A 17,347-nucleotide genomic window follows, 5' to 3' on the forward strand; every position below is an offset into this window, starting at 1 on the left:
CAACCGTGTGGACAGCGCGGCGATCGGCTGCGGAAACCAGCTACCGCGCTGAGCCGAACAGCATCACGACTCACCGGCCGCACGGTGTCGGGTTCAACGGTCGCGCCGCCCGGGTCCGCCCGGAACGCGCCGGCCACCGCAGCGATGAATCGGGGAGCAACGCGTGGTCGAGGACCATTCCGCCAGTGCGGACTTCACACCGGCGGAAGAGACACCGTCGCAGTACACCAGGCCCGATCACGCCGGACCGCAGCACACCGGCGACGGCGGGCAGGACCTCCGCCCCGACCCGGTGGCCGACTTCCGCACCGAGGTCGCCCCGACAGAGTTCCGCACCGAAGCTGTCCCCGGGGACTTTCGGGCAGACTTCCGGACCGAGATTCCCCGGCCCGAGTTCCCGCCCGCGGCTCATCCGGCATCCCCTCACGACGCCCGGCCGTTGTCCCCGCGCGACCCTCACCCGGCAGCTCCGCGCGACGCTCACCCGGCAGCTCCGCGCGACGCTCACCCGGCGGAGGACGCCGTACCTCCGGCTGCCTTCCGCGCCGAGCGGTTCCCCGAGCCGGCGCCGCGGATGGACCCGGCCGAGCACCTGAGCCCTTCCCTGCCGATCCCGATGCCCGAGCCGCCGGAGTCCGGCTACCGGCCGGCCCCGCGGCCGGAGTACGACGGCTATCGCTACCGCTCCGACCTGGAGCGTGCCGCGACAGATCTCCCCACCGGCCCGACGTCCGAGCCCTCCGCTGGTCCGGCGTACTTCGGTGCCGCGCCCGTGGTCGGCGACCTCGGATACCCCGGTGCGAACAACGGCAATGCCTGGAGTGGTCAGCGATACGCCGCTGAGGGTACTGGCAGCGGTGACGTAGCGGCGCGGAACGAGGGTGATGCACGTGTGGACGGTGGCAGAAATCCCGAACCCCGGATCCCTGAACCCCGGATGCCGGAATCCCGGATCCCAGAGACTCCGGCAACCGAACAACAACCAGTCGAGCAGCGACCAGTCGACCAGCGGCCAGTCGACCAGCGACCGCTCGAGCAGCGGCCCATCGAGCAGCAGCGGGTGGAGCACAGGCCGGTGGAGCAGCGGGTCGAGCAGCGGCCCGTTGAGCAGCGGCCGGTCGAATCCCAGCCCCGGCCGGTCGAGCAGCGGCCGGTCGAATCGCAGTCCCGGCCGGCGGAGTCTCGACCGGAAGCCGCAGGACCGGTGATGGACCTCGGCGATGCCTGGACCCGGGTACTCGCGGGTCTCCCGCCGAACCAGCGCGCCTGGCTCACGAACTCGCGCCCGGTGACGCTGCACGAGAGCACAGCGATCGTCGCGGTGCCCGACGACTTCACCCGTGGCCAGCTGGAGACCCGGCTCCGCCCGGACCTCGAGCGCATCCTGACCGAGAGCTTCGGCCGCGACATCCGGATCGCGGTCACCGTCGACCCGTCCCTCGACCCGGAGCTGCGCGAACCACAGGCACCACCACAGCCGGCCGTCCGCGAACCGCTGCGGACCGACGGAGCCTTCCAGCCGACGATCCAGTCCGCGCTCACCGACCCGGACCAGGGACCGCAGTTCGGTCAGCCGCACCCGGAGCCGGTCCAGCGCTACGAGCAGCCGGCCCCACAGCACTACGACCAGCCGCGCGGCCCGGCCCCACAACAGCAACAGCCATTCGGTACGTCGCCACTGCCGAACGGATCCGCGCCGGCCCACCCGCCCACCGAGGCACAAGGTGAAGCCCGGCTGAATCCGAAGTACACCTTCGAGACCTTCGTCATCGGCAGCTCGAACCGGTTCGCCCACGCGGCCGCGGTCGCCGTCGCCGAGGCCCCGGGCAAGGCGTACAACCCACAGCTGATCTACGGCGACTCCGGTCTGGGCAAGACCCACCTGCTGCACGCGATCGGGCACTACGTCCGCAGTCTCTACACCGGCGCGCGCGTGCGGTACGTCTCCAGCGAAGAGTTCACCAACGACTTCATCAACGCGATCCGCGACGACAAGGCGTCCCAGTTCCAGCGCCGGTACCGCGATGTCGACGTGCTGCTCATCGACGACATCCAGTTCCTCGAGGGCAAGATCCAGACCCAGGAGGAGTTCTTCCACACCTTCAACACCCTCCACAACGCGAACAAGCAGATCGTCATCAGCTCCGACCGGGCGCCGAAACGCCTGGAGGCACTGGAGGACCGGCTGCGGAACCGGTTCGAGTGGGGTCTGATCACCGACATCCAGCCGCCCGACCTCGAGACCCGGATCGCGATCCTCCGGAAGAAGGCGGCCACCGAGCGGCTGACCGCGCCGCCGGAGGTGCTGGAGTTCATCGCTTCGAAGGTGCAGACCAACATCCGTGAGCTCGAGGGCGCCCTGATCCGCGTCACCGCGTTCGCCAGCCTCAACCGGCAGCCGGTCGACCTGAGCCTGGCCGAGATCGTGCTGAAGGACCTGATCCCCGAAGGCAGCAAGCCCGAGGTGACGGCCAGCATGATCATGGGCCAGACCGCGTCGTACTTCGGTCTCTCGATCGACGACCTCTGCGGATCCAGCCGTAGCCGGGTCCTCGTCACCGCGCGGCAGATCGCCATGTATCTGTGCCGCGAGCTCACCGATCTGTCGCTGCCGAAGATCGGCCAGCAGTTCGGCGGCCGCGACCACACCACCGTGATGCACGCCGAACGGAAGATCCGTCAGCTGATGTCCGAGCGGCGCAGTGTCTTCAACCAGGTCACCGAACTGACCAACCGGATCAAGCACCAGGCCAAGCAGCAATGACCTCGGGACCGCGTCGAAAAGCTCTGTACGCCGAGCGCTACGACGCGGTCACCGGAACCACACAGGGTGGGGATACACCTGTGGATAACTGGGGGTATCGCGGTGGACACGTCGGTCTGTGTTGTGGATTCGCTGTGGGGACAGAATTCGCCGTACCCAGGCGTCCTCAGACGAAGCGAGACTCGTCCACACGGCGTACACAGGCCGATTCGGTACCTGACCTGCGAAGTCGCCGCTTTTCCACAGTATCCACCGGTGCGAAGAACACTATGGAATCTGTAGAGAGTTCCCAGTCCACAAAACGAACGAGCGGCCCGACCTGGGGAAAACCCCGGGCTCGCATCGGTTTGACGTACCTGTCAGGCTGTCTTCAGAAGCACCGGAACACCGTCGTCAGAACCCACCGGAACGACGCCGACGCGACCCGCCCGAAGCGCCACGTCACGCCCGATTGGCGCAGAGCACACTTGTCCGTGGCAGGATCTGCCTGGCACACAGCCGAATCAGGAGGCACCCAGCGGTGAAGTTTCGCGTCGAGCGCGACGTACTGGCCGAGTCGGTGGCCTGGGCCGCGCGTAGCTTGCCCAGTCGTCCCAGCGTCCCGATCCTTGCCGGCCTTCTGGTCGAGGCCGAGGACGGGCAGATCACCTTGTCCGGCTTCGACTACGAGACCTCCGTGCGCGTCACCGTGCCCGCACAAGTGGCCGACTCCGGTAAGTGCCTGATCTCCGGCCGGCTGGTCGCCGACATCTCCAAGAGCCTTCCGAACCAGCCGGTGGACTTCGCCATCGACGGCGCCAAGGCCCAAGTCACCTGTGGCAGTTCGCGGTTCACGCTCCAAACGCTTCCCACAGAGGAATATCCGGCTCTGCCGGAGCTTCCGGCCGCGAGCGGGACGGTCAAGGCAGACGTTTTCGCCCAGGCCGTCTCCCAGGTGGTCACCGCCGCCGGGCGTGAGGACACGCTGCCGGTGCTGACCGGTGTCCGGGTCGAGATCGAAGGCACCACGATCTCCCTGCTCGCCACCGACCGCTACCGGCTCGCGATCCGTGAGCTCGAGTGGAACCCGCAGTCCCCCGACGCGTCCGCGGCCGCGCTGGTGCCGGCCCGGGTGCTGTCCGAGACCGCGAAGGCGATGACCGGCTCGGACGTGATCGTCTCGCTGGCCGCCCCTGGTACCGGCGACGGCATCGTGGGCTTCGAGGGCGAGGTGTCCGGCGGCAACCGGCGGGCCACCACCCGGCTGCTGGACGGCGAGTTCCCGAAGGTCCGCGGCATCATCCCGACCGACGCCGCGATCGCGACCCGGGTGCGGATCGAGACCGCGAACCTGGTCGAGGCGGTCAAGCGCGTCGCCCTGGTCGCCGAGCGCAACGCTCCGGTCCGGCTGACGTTCGCGGAGGACAGCGTGACGCTGGACGCTGGCAGCGGTGACGAGGCGCAGGCGTCGGAGTCGATCGAGGCGAGGGTCGCCGGCGATCCGGTGACCGTAGGCTTCAATCCGACGTACCTGCTCGATGGCCTGAACGCGATCGGTACGCCGATCGCCCACCTGGCCTTCACCCAGGCGACGAAGCCGGCCGAACTGACCGGTGTGACGGACTTCGACGGCGAACCGATCAGCGAGTTCCGCTACGTGCTGATGCCGGTCCGCCTGAACAGCTGAACGCCAACAGAACAAGGGGATTCACGATGGAGCTCGGCCTTGTCGGTCTCGGCAAGATGGGCGGCAACATGCGCCAGCGGATCCGCAACGCGGGCCACACCGTGGTCGGGTTGGACCACAACCAGGACATCTCCGACGCCAAGGACCTGGCCGACATGGTCGGCAAGCTCACCGCCGCCGACCAGCCGAGGGTCGTCTGGATCATGGTGCCGGTCCAGGCCATCGACCCGGTCGTCACCGAGCTGGCCGAGCTGCTGTCCCCCGGCGACATCGTGATCGACGGCGGCAACAGCCGCTGGACCGACGACACCCGGCGGGCCGCGCAGCTCGCCGAGAAGGACATCAAGTTCGTCGACTGCGGCGTGTCCGGCGGCGTCTGGGGCCTGGAGAACGGCTACGCCCTGATGTGTGGCGGCGACAAGGACACCGTCGGCACCGTGATGCCGATCTTCACCGCGCTCAAGCCCGAGGGTGAGTTCGGCTTCGTGCACGCCGGCAAGGTCGGCGCCGGGCATTTCTCGAAGATGGTCCACAACGGCATCGAGTACGGGATCATGCAGGCGTACGCCGAGGGCTACGAGCTGCTCGAGGCCGCGGACGTCGTGGAGAACGTGCCGGAAGCCTTCGAGTCCTGGCGCGAGGGCACCGTCATCCGGTCCTGGCTGCTCGACCTACTGGTGGCCTCGCTGAAGGACGACAATCACCTGGCCAAGATCCGCGGGTACGCCGACGACTCCGGCGAGGGGCGCTGGACCGTCGAGGCCGCGATCGACCACGCGGTGCCGATGCCGGCGATCTCGGCCGCGCTGTTCGCCCGGTTCGCGTCCCGGCAGGAGGACTCGCCGGCGATGAAGGCGATCGCCGCGATGCGCAACCAGTTCGGCGGGCACGCGGTGAAGGGTGCCGAGGCCGCGGACCCGTCGTACGCGACACCCCCGATCAAGCACTGAGGTGTATGTCACCGCCCTGGGTCTGATCGACTTCCGGTCCTACCAGCAGGCGGAGGTCCAGCTCGCCCCGGGCGTGACGGCCTTCGTCGGGCCGAACGGCCACGGCAAGACCAACCTGGTCGAGGCGATCCACTACACCGCGACGCTCGGCTCGCACCGGGTGGCGAACGACGCTCCGCTGGTGCGGGCCGGTGCCACCCGGGCGATCGTGCGGACCGAGATCCGCAGCCAGTACGACCGCGACGTGGTCGTCGAGCTGGAAATCAATCCTGGGAGGGCAAACCGGGCCCGGGTGAACCGCTCGCCGGTGCCACGACCGCGCGACGTGCTCGGACTGCTCCGCACAGTGCTGTTCGCGCCGGAGGATCTCGCCCTGGTGAAAGGCGATCCGTCCGAGCGGCGGCGGTTCCTGGACGAGTTGCTGACCCTGCGGTCGCCCCGGATGGCCGGCGTACGGCAGGACTACGACCGGGTGCTGAAGCAGCGGAACTCGTTGCTCCGCAGTGCCTCGATGGCCCGCCGCCAGAATCGGTCGGGCGCGGCCGAAGGGCAGTTGCGCACCCTGGAGGTCTGGGACTCGCACCTGGCCAGGTCGGGTTCGGAGTTGCTCGCCACCCGGCTGGAGTTGCTGGAATCCCTGCGTCCGCTGGTCTCCGGCTCGTACGACGCTGTTGCCCGAGGCAAGGGTGATGCACGGCTCGAGTACAAGTCGTCGGTGCCGCTCGAGCCGGGCGTGGTCTCGCGCGAGCAGTTGGCCGAGGTGCTGATGCAGGCGGTCCGGGACAAGCGGCAGGACGAGCTCGACCGGGGTGTGTCGCTGGTCGGTCCGCATCGCGACGACGTCGTACTCGGGCTCGGGGACTTGCCTGCGAAGGGGTATGCGAGTCACGGTGAGTCTTGGTCGTTCGCGCTCGCGTTGCGGCTGGCGTCGTACGAACTGCTCAGAGCGGACGGGGGTGAGCCGGTGCTGATCCTGGACGACGTGTTCGCCGAGCTCGACTCGCAGCGCCGGGACCGGCTGGCCGAGCTGGTCGCGCCGGCCGAGCAGGTGCTGGTGACCGCGGCGGTCGGCGCGGACGTGCCCGCTGAGCTCAGCGGAGTCCGGTTCGACGTCGGTGACGGAGCCGTTCGACGTGCCTGAACCCCGGAATTCCTCTGAGAGCGGCTTCGAGAGCGACGCCGCTCCGGAGGTGCCGGAGGAGATCGAGCACGACAAGCAGGGGCTGGACCTGGCGAAATCGCTCGCCGGGCGGCTGAAGCAGCAGGCGGCGAACGGCGGGATCAAGCCGGTCAAGCGCCGCCGCCGGCCGCGCATCGACGGCGCCCAGATCAGCAGCGCCCGTCCCGACGACCGCGATCCGCAGAAACTCACGAACACCCTCGGCCGGCTGATGCGCGACCAGGGCTGGGAGGTCGACGTCGCCGTCCACGGCGTGATGGCCCGCTGGCCGTCGATCGTCGGCCCCGAGATGGCCGAGCACTGCACGCCCGAGTCCTACGAGAACACCGTCCTGACCGTCCGTACTTCGTCCACGGCGTGGGCGACCCAGCTCAAACTCCTCGCCCCCGACCTGGTCCGCCGCCTCAACAAGGAACTCGGCGAAGGCACCGTCACGCAGGTCAACATCCAAGGCCCCCACACCCCCAGCTGGCGCAAGGGCCCGCGCACCATCCGCGGCGGCCGAGGTCCCCGCGACACCTACGGCTGACCACGAACGCCAACCGGAAGGTTTCCGCCAAGCTGTGGGAGTCGACCATGGCGTCGGCGCTGACCTCGCCGGCCTACCCGTGACCGCACGCCGGCCGGTTGTTCCAGCCGGTCGGCAGACGCCGGGACGTCACCCTCGGATGCCCTAGGATCGGGCCCGATGCGCACGATCGTCGATGGTTTTCGCCAGATGGTCCACCTGATCGGAGACACCTTCCGGTTGTGGTGGCGGAACCTGCTGCCCATGACGATGTGGTGGGTGGCCGGGTTCGTCGGCCTGACGGTGTGTATCAACGGGGCGATCTGGCTGGCCCAGCACGCGCACTCGAGTCTCGGCACCGGCCTCTTCGCGGTCGGCGTCCTGCTGCAGATCACCGCCGCGGTCGGCATGATCCGCACTTGCGCGATGTCGCTGTACCGCTGGCGTGACGCCGCGAGCAGCGAGACCGAGGAGACCGCGGACCCGACCGAGCGCGGCTTGCTGGAGTTGCTCGCCGTCACGCTGCTGCCGCTGGTCGCGGTGTGGTCGGCGTGGGGCTTCTTCGACGACCAGGTCAGTCGCCTGAGCGCCACCTACCTGGTGCAGAACGGGACCCAGCCCGGCTCGGCGTTCTTCCACGTGGGCATCCACGAGTGGCACAAGTATCTGCCGGCCCTCGTCATCCTGCTGGTCCTGCGCCGGCTGCTGCAGGCGGTCGACGACCGCTGGCCGAGCCGGCCGGTCAAGCTCTCCCAGGTCTGGGCCGAGTCCTTCTTCATCCTGCTCACCGTCATCTGCACGCCGTACGCCATTGCCGAAGGCAAGGTGTGGTTCAAGGAGCGCAGTTTCTGGTACTGGTCGCTGGACTGGTGGGACGGCGTCAAGGACTTCTTCGCGGGGATCAAGATCCCGCTGCCGGCCGGTATCGAGTTCCTCTGGGGCTTCTTCTGGGAGTCGCTCTGGCCGTTGTTCAAGCTCGGCGTCGCGGAGCCGTTGACCTGGCTGGCGATCACCACGGTCGTGTTCGGTCACCGTGTGCTCTCCAGTGGTGGTGTCTTCAAGGGCACCCGGCTGGAGCGCCGGCTCGGCGGGAAGCTCGGTGCGGAGGAGGAGCCGGGCCAGAACCGGTTCGTCGCGCTGACCTACAAGGCGCCCGATCTCGTCCTCGGCGGACTGCGGGAGAAGTTCTACCCGGCGCTGAACGCGTTCCGCTTGCTGGTGCGGGTCGGCCCGGTGTTCCTCGGCGTGGTCTGCATGGTCTACACGTTCTGGCTGCTCGGCAGCGACTGGGGATTCGTGGTGATCCAGCGACTGCTCGGTATCCACGGCCAGTACTGGGGCCTGATGAACCACGAGATCGCGGGCTTCGTCCGGGACCTCGTCTTCGAGCCGCTGCGGATCGCGCTGCTCGCGGCCGCGTTCGACCTGTGCATCTCGGTCGGCACCCAGCGCCGGGCCGAGGCCGCCGCGGCGACGCAGGCGAAGGCCGATGCGGCCGAGACCGAGTCCGCCGAGCAGCCGGTGCCCACCAACGCCTGATCGCCGCCCCATCCGCTGGTACGGCGTCCGCCGTACCAGCCACTGTCACGGGGTGATCAGGAAGCGGTTGCGCTCGTCGAGGTTCTCGACGACGACGCCGGTCAGGTGCGGGACCGCGGACTCCGGCACGATGTAGATCTGGGCGATCGTGCCCGGCTTGTCGAGCTCGAACGGGTGGTCGTCGTCGGTGCAGGAGGTCGGCATCTCGAAGCCGTACGCGCTCTGGCTCTGCCAGGTGTTGCCCCGGTCGTCCCGCAGGATCGCCGAGCAGCTGAACCCGCCGTCCTTCAGCAGGATCCCCTGGTGCGGCGTCACGGTCAGCGTGGCCAGCATGACCACGGATCCGGCCGGTTGGTCCAGGCTGATCTTCTCGCCCTCGTCGTCGACGAGCTGGGTGTACGCCTGGAGCTTGTCCAGCTTCCACTCGACGTTGCCGATCGTCACCGGGCCGCCGTTGTTCACGACGCGGTTGATCCGGCCCTCGTCGTACAGTCGCTCGTCGTCGTCCAGATAGCTGCGCAGCATGACGAACAGTCCCGTCGCGAGCAGTGCCACGAGCAACGAGATCTGCGCGGCCAGCCGGGTCGCCCGGCCCGCGATCCTCATGACGCCACCCGGGTGACCGGCCGCGGTACGACGTACTGCGGGACCGCGCCGTCGACCATCCGCTGGGCGATCGCGTCGGTCGGGATGCCCAGATCGACCTCGACGTTGGTGTTGTAGACGTTGAACAGCATCATCGGCCGCAGTTTCAGGGTCAGGTTCTTCATGTCGCTCGGGTTCACCTCGAACACCATCGCGCCGGTGCGCGCGAAGCCCGCGTCGGGGAAGTCGAAGCTGCTGCTCGTCACGCCCTCGATCGGCGTGTACACACTGCCGCCGTCGGCGGTCAGGGTCGGGATGATGGTGTCCGGCTTCTGCACGCCGCGGACGGTGTCCCACTCGACCGCGACGTACACGCCGTTGGTCTCCAGCGGCTTGTCGTCGTCACCGGCGCCGGCGTCGAGCACGGACTGGGCGAACGCGATCCGGGTGACCTCCACCGTCGAGCCGCTGCCGGTGTAGTCGAGCGGCTCGCCGATCGTGCCGTGGATGACCTTGATGTTCTGCTCGTCGTACACCTGGTCGGGTGTGGCCAGTCGGGTCAGGCCGCCGAGCAGGACGAAGAGGACGCCGACCAGGATGGTGGCGGGGCGGTAGAGCTTCACTAGTTCTCCCCGCTGTCCACGACGACCGTCGGCTTGAGCTGGACGACGGCGACCGGGCTCGCGTTGTGCCAGTACGGATCCTCGTTCGCGCCGAGCAGGCCGTTGTCGGACTCGTAGTGCTCGCCGAGGACGCCGACCTCCACCAGATCGGCGGTGAAGTCGGCCGGTACGTCGAACTTCGTGAAGCAGCTCTCCGGCGGCAGTCCGTAGACCACCACCCAGTTCAGCTCTCCCCGGCAGTCGGCGCCGTTCGACTCGACCGTGTCCTTGCCGCCGCCCGGAACCAGGACGAGGAGCTTGCCGGACAGGTTGTCCGAGGTCTGCTCCTCGGTGTCGATGTTCTTCAGGTCGAAGTAGACCCGGAGCTCGGCCTTGGCCTCGGTGTACTTGTCCTTCGGGGTGCGGACGATCTCGGCCTTGCTGAAGCTGAACTCCCACTTGCCGGCCGACACCGTGGTCGCGGCGCCGACCTTCGTCGCGTCGCCCACGGTGGTGGCGAGATTGGTCAGCGTGGGGACCGTCCGGCCCTCCTTCTCCTTCCAGCCGCCGGTGAAGAAGACGACGACCGCCAGGACGACGACGAGCGCGATGACGATCAGCCATTTCCGCCGGTGCCGGTGGATCACCCGGTCGGCGATCATGGCGTCGATGACGTCGTCGAGACTTTCCACGGCAGCGATCCTAGAGGGCGGTGGGTGCGCGGCGGGCACCCTCGTCCATGGCTGTTTCACCGGTCTGGACCGGTCAGCCTGGTCCCGGTCTCCGGAGCGTCAGTGGCGAACTGCCCGGAGGCCACTGAGCGCCCGTGAGCGCTTTCTGGCCCCCCATCCATGAGTGGGGACATGGCTAGGAGGGAGAAAAGACGCCCTATCCACAGTTTCAGGCGCCTGATGGCCGGTTCTGCTTCGCTCGACAGGTAAGATGGACCATGTAGGGCGAGCCGCACCTCTAGTACCACTGTAGGGGGCGGCTCCCACTGTGCAGCGATGCCTCGCGAACGCGGGGTCCGAGGAGGACAACAGCCGGTGACCGACGAGCCGACAGAGATCGACGCCAACCAGTCAGCCGACCCGATCGGCACCGGCCTACCCGAAACAGGAGACAGTCCCCTCACCAGCGACGAGATCCCCTCGAACATCGTCGAGCGGGAGTACGACGCCAGTGCGATCCAGGTCCTCGAGGGTCTGGACGCGGTTCGGAAGCGCCCAGGCATGTACATCGGGTCCACCGGTGAGCGTGGTCTGCACCACCTCGTCACCGAGGTGGTCGACAACGCCGTCGACGAGGCCATGGCCGGGTACGGCGACCACATCGTCGTCACGCTGCTGCCGGACGGCGGGATCAAGGTCGACGACAACGGCCGCGGTATCCCGGTCGACATCGTCGAGTCCGAGGGCAAGCCGGCCGTGACCGTCGTGCTGACCGTGCTGCACGCCGGCGGCAAGTTCGGCGGCGGTGGCTACAAGGTGTCCGGCGGGCTGCACGGCGTCGGTGTGTCCGTCGTGAACGCGCTGTCCAGCCGGCTCAAGGTCGACGTGCGGCTGAAGGGCAAGCTGTACACGCAGTCCTTCACCCACGGTGTCCCGGACGAGGACCTCGCCGAGATCGGTACGTCGGAGTCGAACGGGACCACCGTGACGTTCTGGGCGGACCCGGACGTCTTCGAGACCACGACGTACTCCTACGAGACGCTGGCCACCCGGTTCCGCGAGATGGCCTTCCTGAACAAGGGCCTGCAGATCACCATCCGGGACGAGCGCCCGGACCACACCGAGGACGGCCACCCGGTCGAGCAGTCGTTCCGCGCCGACAACGGCCTGGTCGACTACGTGAAGTACCTGACCGGCATCCGCGAGACCGTGCACCGCGACGTGATCTCGTTCGAGGCCGCGCAGACCCAGGGCGAGAACAGCATGAGCCTCGAGGTCGCGCTGCAGTGGAGCGGCTCGTTCCAGGAGTCCGTGCACACCTTCGCGAACGCGATCAACACCCACGAGGGCGGCACCCACGAGGAGGGCTTCCGGGCCGCGCTGACCTCACTGGTCAACTCGTTCGGCGAGGACCAGGGCATGATCAAGAAGAAGGAGGACAGGCTCACCGGGGACGACATCCGGGAGGGCCTGACCGCGATCATCTCGGTCAAGCTCGCCGAGCCGCAGTTCGAGGGCCAGACGAAGACCAAGCTCGGCAACACCGAGGTGAAGGGCTTCGTCCAGCGGGTCGTGAACGACAAGCTCGGCGCCTGGTTCGAGCAGAACCCGGCCGAGGGCCGCGAGATCATCCGCAAGGCGACCGCGGCGGCGAGCGCCCGGATCGCGGCCCGCAAGGCGCGCGACCTCGCCCGCAACCGCAAGGGCCTGCTGGGCGGCGGCGGCCTGCCGGGCAAGCTGGCCGACTGCCAGTCGACCAACCCGGAGGAGTGCGAGGTCTACATCGTCGAGGGTGACTCGGCCGGTGGCTCCGCGAAGGGCGGCCGGGACCCGAAGTTCCAGGCCATCCTGCCGATCCGCGGCAAGATCCTGAACGTCGAGAAGGCCCGGATCGACAAGGTCCTGCAGAACAACGAGGTCCAGGCGATCATCTCGGCGCTGGGCACCGGGATCCACGAGGACTTCGACGAGGACAAGCTCCGGTACCACAAGATCGTGATCATGGCCGACGCCGACGTCGACGGCCAGCACATCCGGACCCTGCTGCTGACGCTGCTGTTCCGGTTCATGCGGCCGCTGATCGAGCGCGGGCACGTGTACGCCGCGCAGCCGCCGCTGTACAAGATCCGCTGGAGCAACCAGCCGGACGAGCTCGCCTACACCGACCGGGAGCGCGACGGCCTGCTCGAGGCCGGCCACGAGGCGGGCAAGAAGCTGCCCAAGGAGAACCCGATCCAGCGCTACAAGGGTCTGGGCGAGATGAACGCGAACGAGCTGTGGGAGACGACGATGGACCCGGCCAACCGGGTGCTGCTGCAGATCACGCTGGACGACGCGGTGCGCGCCGACGAGACGTTCCAGACGCTGATGGGCGACGACATCGAGGCGCGGCGCAGCTTCATCCAGCGCAACGCCAAGGACGTTCGTTTTCTTGACATCTGACGGTGGTGGCCCGTTGCCGCGGGCCACGATCCGCCTCGCCACACACCGACGTACTGAGTTGAACGGGACGACCTTTTCATGACCGAGACCCCCACCTCCCCGGGCCACGACCGGGTCGAGCCTCTCGACCTGCAGACCGAGATGCAGCAGTCGTATCTCGACTATGCGATGGCGGTCATCGTCGGCCGCGCGCTGCCCGAGGTCCGCGACGGCCTCAAGCCGGTGCATCGCCGCATCCTCTACGCGATGTACGACGGCGGCTACCGGCCGGACCGTGGTTTCAACAAGTGCTCCCGCGTCGTCGGTGACGTGATGGGTCAGTACCACCCGCACGGCGACTCGGCGATCTACGACACCCTGGTCCGGCTGGCGCAGCCGTGGGTGATGCGGGCGCCGCTGATCCAGGGCCAGGGCAACTTCGGCTCGCCGGGTAACGACCCGGCCGCCGCGATGCGGTACACCGAGTGCCGGATGGCGCCGCTGGCGATGGAGATGGTCCGCGACATCGACCAGGACACGGTCGACTTCCGGCCCAACTACGACGGCAAGTCGCAGGAGCCGGTGATCCTGCCGGCCCGATTCCCGAACCTGCTGGTGAACGGCTCGTCCGGGATCGCGGTCGGCATGGCCACCCAGATCCCGCCGCACAACCTGCGCGAGGTCGCCGCCGCGGTCGACTGGGCGCTCGAGCACCCGGACGCCACCCCGGAGGAGCTGCTCGACGCCTGCCTGCAGCACATCAAGGGCCCGGACTTCCCGAACGGCGCGCTGATCGTCGGCTACAAGGGCATCGACGACGCGTACCGCACCGGTCGCGGCTCGGTCACGATGCGCGCGGTCGTCGACATCGAGGAGGACGCGAAGGGCCGCACCAGCCTGGTCGTCACCGAGCTGCCGTACATGGTCAACCCGGACAACCTGGCGCAGAAGATCGCCGAGCTGGTGAACACCGGCAAGGTGAACGGCATCGCGGACATCCGCGACGACAGCTCGTCGCGGACCGGGCAGCGGCTCGTCATCGTGCTGAAGCGGGACGCCCAGCCGCGCGTCGTACTGAACAACCTCTACAAGCACACGCAGCTGCAGGACACCTTCGGCTGCAACATGCTCGCGCTCGTCGACGGCGTACCGCGCACCCTCAGCGTGAACCTGTTCATCAGCCACTGGATCGACCACCAGATCGAGGTCATCCAGCGGCGGACCCGGTTCCGCCTGCGCGAGGCCGAGAAGAACGCGCACATCTACCGCGGGTACGTGAAGGCGCTCGACGCCCTCGACGAGGTGATCGCGCTGATCCGGCGCAGCCCGGACGTGGAAGAGGCGCGCACCGGCCTGATCCAGCTGCTCGACATCGACGAGATCCAGGCCCAGGCGATCCTGGACATGCAGCTGCGCCGGCTGGCCGCCCTGGAACGGCAGAAGATCATCGACCGGCTGAACGAGCTCGAGGCGATCATCGCCGACCTCGAGGACATCCTGGCCAGCCCGGAGCGGCAGCGGACGATCGTCAAGGACGAGCTCGCCGAGATCGTCGAGCGGTACGGCGACGAGCGCCGGACCGAGATCATCGCGGCCGACGGCGACCTGTCCGTGCAGGACCTGGTCCCCGACGAGGACGTCGTCGTCACCATCACCCGCGGCGGGTACGCGAAGCGGACCAAGACCGACCTGTACCGGACCCAGAACCGCGGCGGCAAGGGTGTCCGCGGCGCGCAACTGCGGGCCGAGGACGAGATCAGCCACTTCTTCGCCACCACGAACCACCACTGGATGCTGTTCTTCACCACCAAGGGCCGGGTCTACCGCGCCAAGGTGTGGCAGCTGCCGGAGTCGGCCCGGGACGCGAAGGGCTCGCACGTGGCCGGACTGCTGTCGTTCCAGCCCGACGAGGACATCGCCCAGGTGCTGACGCTGCGCGACTACGAGCAGGCCGACTACCTGGTGCTCGCGACCAAGCGGGGCCTGGTCAAGAAGACGGCGCTGACCGACTACGACTCGGCCCGGCAGAGCGGCATCATCGCGGTCAACTTCCGCGAGGAGGACGACGAGCTGATCGGGGCCGACCTGGCCACCGCCGAGGACGACCTGCTGCTGGTGTCCCGCAAGGGCCAGTCGATCCGCTTCACCGCGAACGACGAGCAGCTCCGCCCGATGGGCCGGGCCACCTCCGGCGTCACCGGGATGAAGTTCCGCTCCGGCGACGAGCTGCTGTCGATGTCGGTCATCCGGGCCGGCGCGGACGAGGACTCGCAGTTCGTCTTCACCGTGACCGACGCCGGGTACGCCAAGCGCAGCCGGGTCTCGGAGTACCGGCAGCAGGGCCGCGGCGGTCTCGGGATCAAGGCCGTGAAGCTGAACGACGAGCGCGGTTCGCTGGTCGGCGCGATCATCGTGGTCGACGAGGACCAGGTGCTGGCGATCAAGGCCAGCGGCCAGGTCGTCCGCAGCCGGGTGGACAGCGTGCCGGTCAAGGGCCGCGACACGATGGGTGTCCGGTTCGCCGGGGTCGGCGAGTCCGACGCCGTGGTCGCGATCGCCCGGAACACCGATCTCACCGTGAACGGGGAGGAATCAGAGGACGCCGAAGCGGGTACAGCTCCGGAAAGTGTTCAGGATGTGGACGGATCGACAACCGAATCCACCCCTGAGAGCGTCCAGAAAGATGACCAGCGTTCGACGGACGGGGACGGCGCGGCTACCGTCGAAGACGACGAAGCCGGCCAGGAGGGGTAACTGATGACCAACCGCGCGAGGCCGACCTGGCCCGAAGGTGCGGCGGACAGCTCCAACAGCCAGCGGCCGGCGCAGGGCGGGAAGCAGTCCTCCGGACCGGCCACTCCGGCCTCCAACGGTCGTTCCAGCGCCGCGCCGAGCGGCAATGGCCAGCCGAGGCCGGGCACATCGAACGGCCAGCGGCCGTCGGAGTTCCGCCCGCAGCCGCGGCCGGCCGCCACCGGCGGGCCGAGCCAGGCCGGTGCCCCGCCGCGCCCGCAACAGGCCCAGCCGACCCGTCCGAGCACGAGCCCGAGTACGCCGGGCCGCCCGGAACCGTGGTCCCCCACCCACACGCCGGTCCCGTCGGCGACTCCGGCGGCATCGTCGTACGGACTGACCGGGAAGACCGAGCCCAAGACCGTGTCGTTCGGTGACCGGGTGAGCGCGGCGCGTCAGGCCGTGCTGGACAAGGCCGCCGCAGTGAAGGCCGACAAGGTGGACAAGGCCGACACCCGGCTCACCGCGAAGGCCGAAAGGGAGCCGAAGGTGTCGAATCGGCCGCAGACCCGCAAGGCGCGGCTGCGGATGTCCCGGATCGACCCGTGGTCGGTGATGAAGACGGCGTTCCTGCTGTCGATCGCCTTCGGGATCGTGACCTGGGTCGCAGTGTTCATCATCTGGTCCGCGATCGGCGCGGCCGGTGTGTTCGACAACATCAACAGCACCGTCCAAGAGGTGCTGGGGACGCCGACCGCCGAGCCGTTCCGGATCGAGAACTACATCAACACCGGCAAGGTGATGGGCTTCACCACCCTGCTGGCGTGCGCCGACGTGCTGATCATCACCGCGCTGGCGACGCTCGGATCCTTCCTCTACAACATCGCCGCCACGCTCCTCGGCGGCCTCGAAGTCACGCTGGCATCGGAGGACTGACCTGCCTCGGCCGGGCCCCTGGTGGGTCCGGCCGGAACCGGTTTGGGAGACAGGCACTTGGTGCGGTAATCTCTCCCGGGTTCCACCCCGCAACGCGGGCCTATAGCTCAGACGGTTAGAGCGCTGCCCTGATAAGGCAGAGGTCACTGGTTCAAGTCCAGTTAGGCCCACCACCACGAAGCCCGATTCCGAGGAGTCTCCAGTGCTGAGAAAGATCCTGCTGGTGCTGCTGGCCGGCATCGGTGGATACTTCGCCTACAAGAAGACCCAGCAGTCCCGCGCCGAGAAGGACCTCTGGGCCGAGGCCGTCGACCCGGTCACCCCGGGCCGCTGACCACCCCGTCACGGGGGCGTAGCTCAACTGGCAGAGCACTGCCTTTGCAAGGCAGGGGTTAGGGGTTCAAGTCCCCTCGTCTCCACCAACTCTCCCCTCACCGCGTGAGGGGTTTGTCTTTCCCTCGCGGTGCTACGCCCGCTCCTAATGAGTGTTGGGTCTGTGGTTTGGGTGCAGACTCGTGCTGCTGGCTGGTGAGCACTGGGGCGCTCCTGGACGTGGTGAGTTCTTGACGGAGATCGTGCCCTGGCTGGTGGTTCTGGGAGGGTTGATGGCTGCTGGGATGTCGTGCCGGCTCGTGGGGTGTGAGGCTGTGGGTGTGAGCACTGTTCATTAGGTCGCTGGTCTCTCCTGTGTTCGTGGGTGTGGAGGGGGTGGGGTCGGTGGTGTTGTTTGTGGGTGATGACTGGTCTGAGGCGCAGCACGATGTCGAGGTGATGGACGGGTCGGGTCGCCGG

Annotated in this window: 13 protein-coding genes and 2 tRNA genes; 12 read left to right on the forward strand and 3 right to left on the reverse strand. The window is 68.2% G+C overall.

Annotation, left to right across the window (positions count from 1 at the left end; all coding sequences use genetic code 11):
• The first annotated feature begins 163 nt into the window (after positions 1–163).
• The 6 genes from dnaA to ACZ6O0_RS40085 all read left to right on the forward strand — a co-directional run bounded on the left by dnaA (position 164) and on the right by ACZ6O0_RS40085 (position 8,607).
• Positions 164–2,764: a chromosomal replication initiator protein DnaA gene (dnaA, locus tag ACZ6O0_RS40060; protein WP_465770304.1), complete on the forward strand. Its 2,601-nt coding sequence runs from the start codon at positions 164–166 to the stop codon at positions 2,762–2,764.
• A gap of 520 nt (positions 2,765–3,284) precedes the next feature.
• Positions 3,285–4,430, forward strand: coding sequence for a DNA polymerase III subunit beta (gene dnaN, locus ACZ6O0_RS40065; protein WP_465770305.1), 1,146 nt, complete (start codon positions 3,285–3,287; stop codon positions 4,428–4,430).
• Positions 4,431–4,456: 26 nt separating this feature from the next.
• On the forward strand, positions 4,457–5,380 hold the full coding sequence (gene gnd, locus ACZ6O0_RS40070; RefSeq protein ID WP_465770306.1) for a phosphogluconate dehydrogenase (NAD(+)-dependent, decarboxylating): 924 nt from the start codon (positions 4,457–4,459) through the stop codon (positions 5,378–5,380).
• Position 5,381: 1 nt separating this feature from the next.
• Positions 5,382–6,521, forward strand: coding sequence for a DNA replication/repair protein RecF (gene recF, locus ACZ6O0_RS40075; protein ID WP_465770307.1), 1,140 nt, complete (start codon positions 5,382–5,384; stop codon positions 6,519–6,521).
• On the forward strand, positions 6,514–7,089 hold the full coding sequence (locus ACZ6O0_RS40080) for a DciA family protein (RefSeq protein WP_465770308.1): 576 nt from the start codon (positions 6,514–6,516) through the stop codon (positions 7,087–7,089). The genes recF and ACZ6O0_RS40080 overlap by 8 nt, the downstream gene beginning before the upstream one ends.
• A gap of 159 nt (positions 7,090–7,248) precedes the next feature.
• A complete protein-coding gene (locus tag ACZ6O0_RS40085) occupies positions 7,249–8,607 on the forward strand; it encodes a hypothetical protein (RefSeq protein ID WP_465770309.1) in 1,359 nt (452 codons plus the stop codon).
• Between the two features lie 45 nt (positions 8,608–8,652).
• Here the strand turns inward: ACZ6O0_RS40085 and ACZ6O0_RS40090 are convergent, their stop codons facing one another.
• The 3 genes from ACZ6O0_RS40090 to ACZ6O0_RS40100 are packed head-to-tail and all read right to left on the reverse strand — an operon-like array spanning position 8,653 to position 10,486.
• Positions 8,653–9,213 (reverse strand): hypothetical protein, encoded by a 561-nt coding sequence (locus tag ACZ6O0_RS40090; protein ID WP_465770310.1) that lies wholly within the window; start codon positions 9,211–9,213, stop codon positions 8,653–8,655.
• Positions 9,210–9,815, reverse strand: coding sequence for a hypothetical protein (locus tag ACZ6O0_RS40095; protein ID WP_465770311.1), 606 nt, complete (start codon positions 9,813–9,815; stop codon positions 9,210–9,212). Before ACZ6O0_RS40095 ends, ACZ6O0_RS40090 begins: the two co-directional genes overlap by 4 nt.
• Positions 9,815–10,486, reverse strand: coding sequence for a hypothetical protein (locus ACZ6O0_RS40100; RefSeq protein ID WP_465770312.1), 672 nt, complete (start codon positions 10,484–10,486; stop codon positions 9,815–9,817). Before ACZ6O0_RS40100 ends, ACZ6O0_RS40095 begins: the two co-directional genes overlap by 1 nt.
• Before the next feature lie 354 nt (positions 10,487–10,840).
• Here ACZ6O0_RS40100 and gyrB point away from each other — a divergent pair, with 354 nt between their 5' ends.
• From gyrB to ACZ6O0_RS40130, 6 genes are all read left to right on the forward strand, one after another.
• On the forward strand, positions 10,841–12,907 hold the full coding sequence (gene gyrB / locus ACZ6O0_RS40105; protein ID WP_465770313.1) for a DNA topoisomerase (ATP-hydrolyzing) subunit B: 2,067 nt from the start codon (positions 10,841–10,843) through the stop codon (positions 12,905–12,907).
• A gap of 141 nt (positions 12,908–13,048) precedes the next feature.
• Entirely contained in the window at positions 13,049–15,640 is a 2,592-nt protein-coding gene (gyrA, locus tag ACZ6O0_RS40110) for a DNA gyrase subunit A (RefSeq protein ID WP_465770321.1), read from the forward strand.
• 3 nt (positions 15,641–15,643) lie between these two features.
• Positions 15,644–16,555, forward strand: a complete 912-nt coding sequence (locus ACZ6O0_RS40115; protein WP_465770314.1) for a DUF3566 domain-containing protein — start codon at positions 15,644–15,646, stop codon at positions 16,553–16,555.
• Positions 16,556–16,651: 96 nt separating this feature from the next.
• A tRNA-Ile gene (locus ACZ6O0_RS40120) sits at positions 16,652–16,728 on the forward strand.
• A 29-nt stretch (positions 16,729–16,757) separates the two neighbouring features.
• Complete coding sequence (locus ACZ6O0_RS40125; RefSeq protein ID WP_465681469.1) at positions 16,758–16,889, forward strand: DLW-39 family protein; 132 nt, start codon at positions 16,758–16,760, stop codon at positions 16,887–16,889.
• A 12-nt stretch (positions 16,890–16,901) separates the two neighbouring features.
• Positions 16,902–16,977 (forward strand) — tRNA-Ala (locus ACZ6O0_RS40130).
• Positions 16,978–17,347: the final 370 nt, after the last annotated feature.

Source organism: Kribbella sp. NPDC048837, from assembly GCF_055586945.1.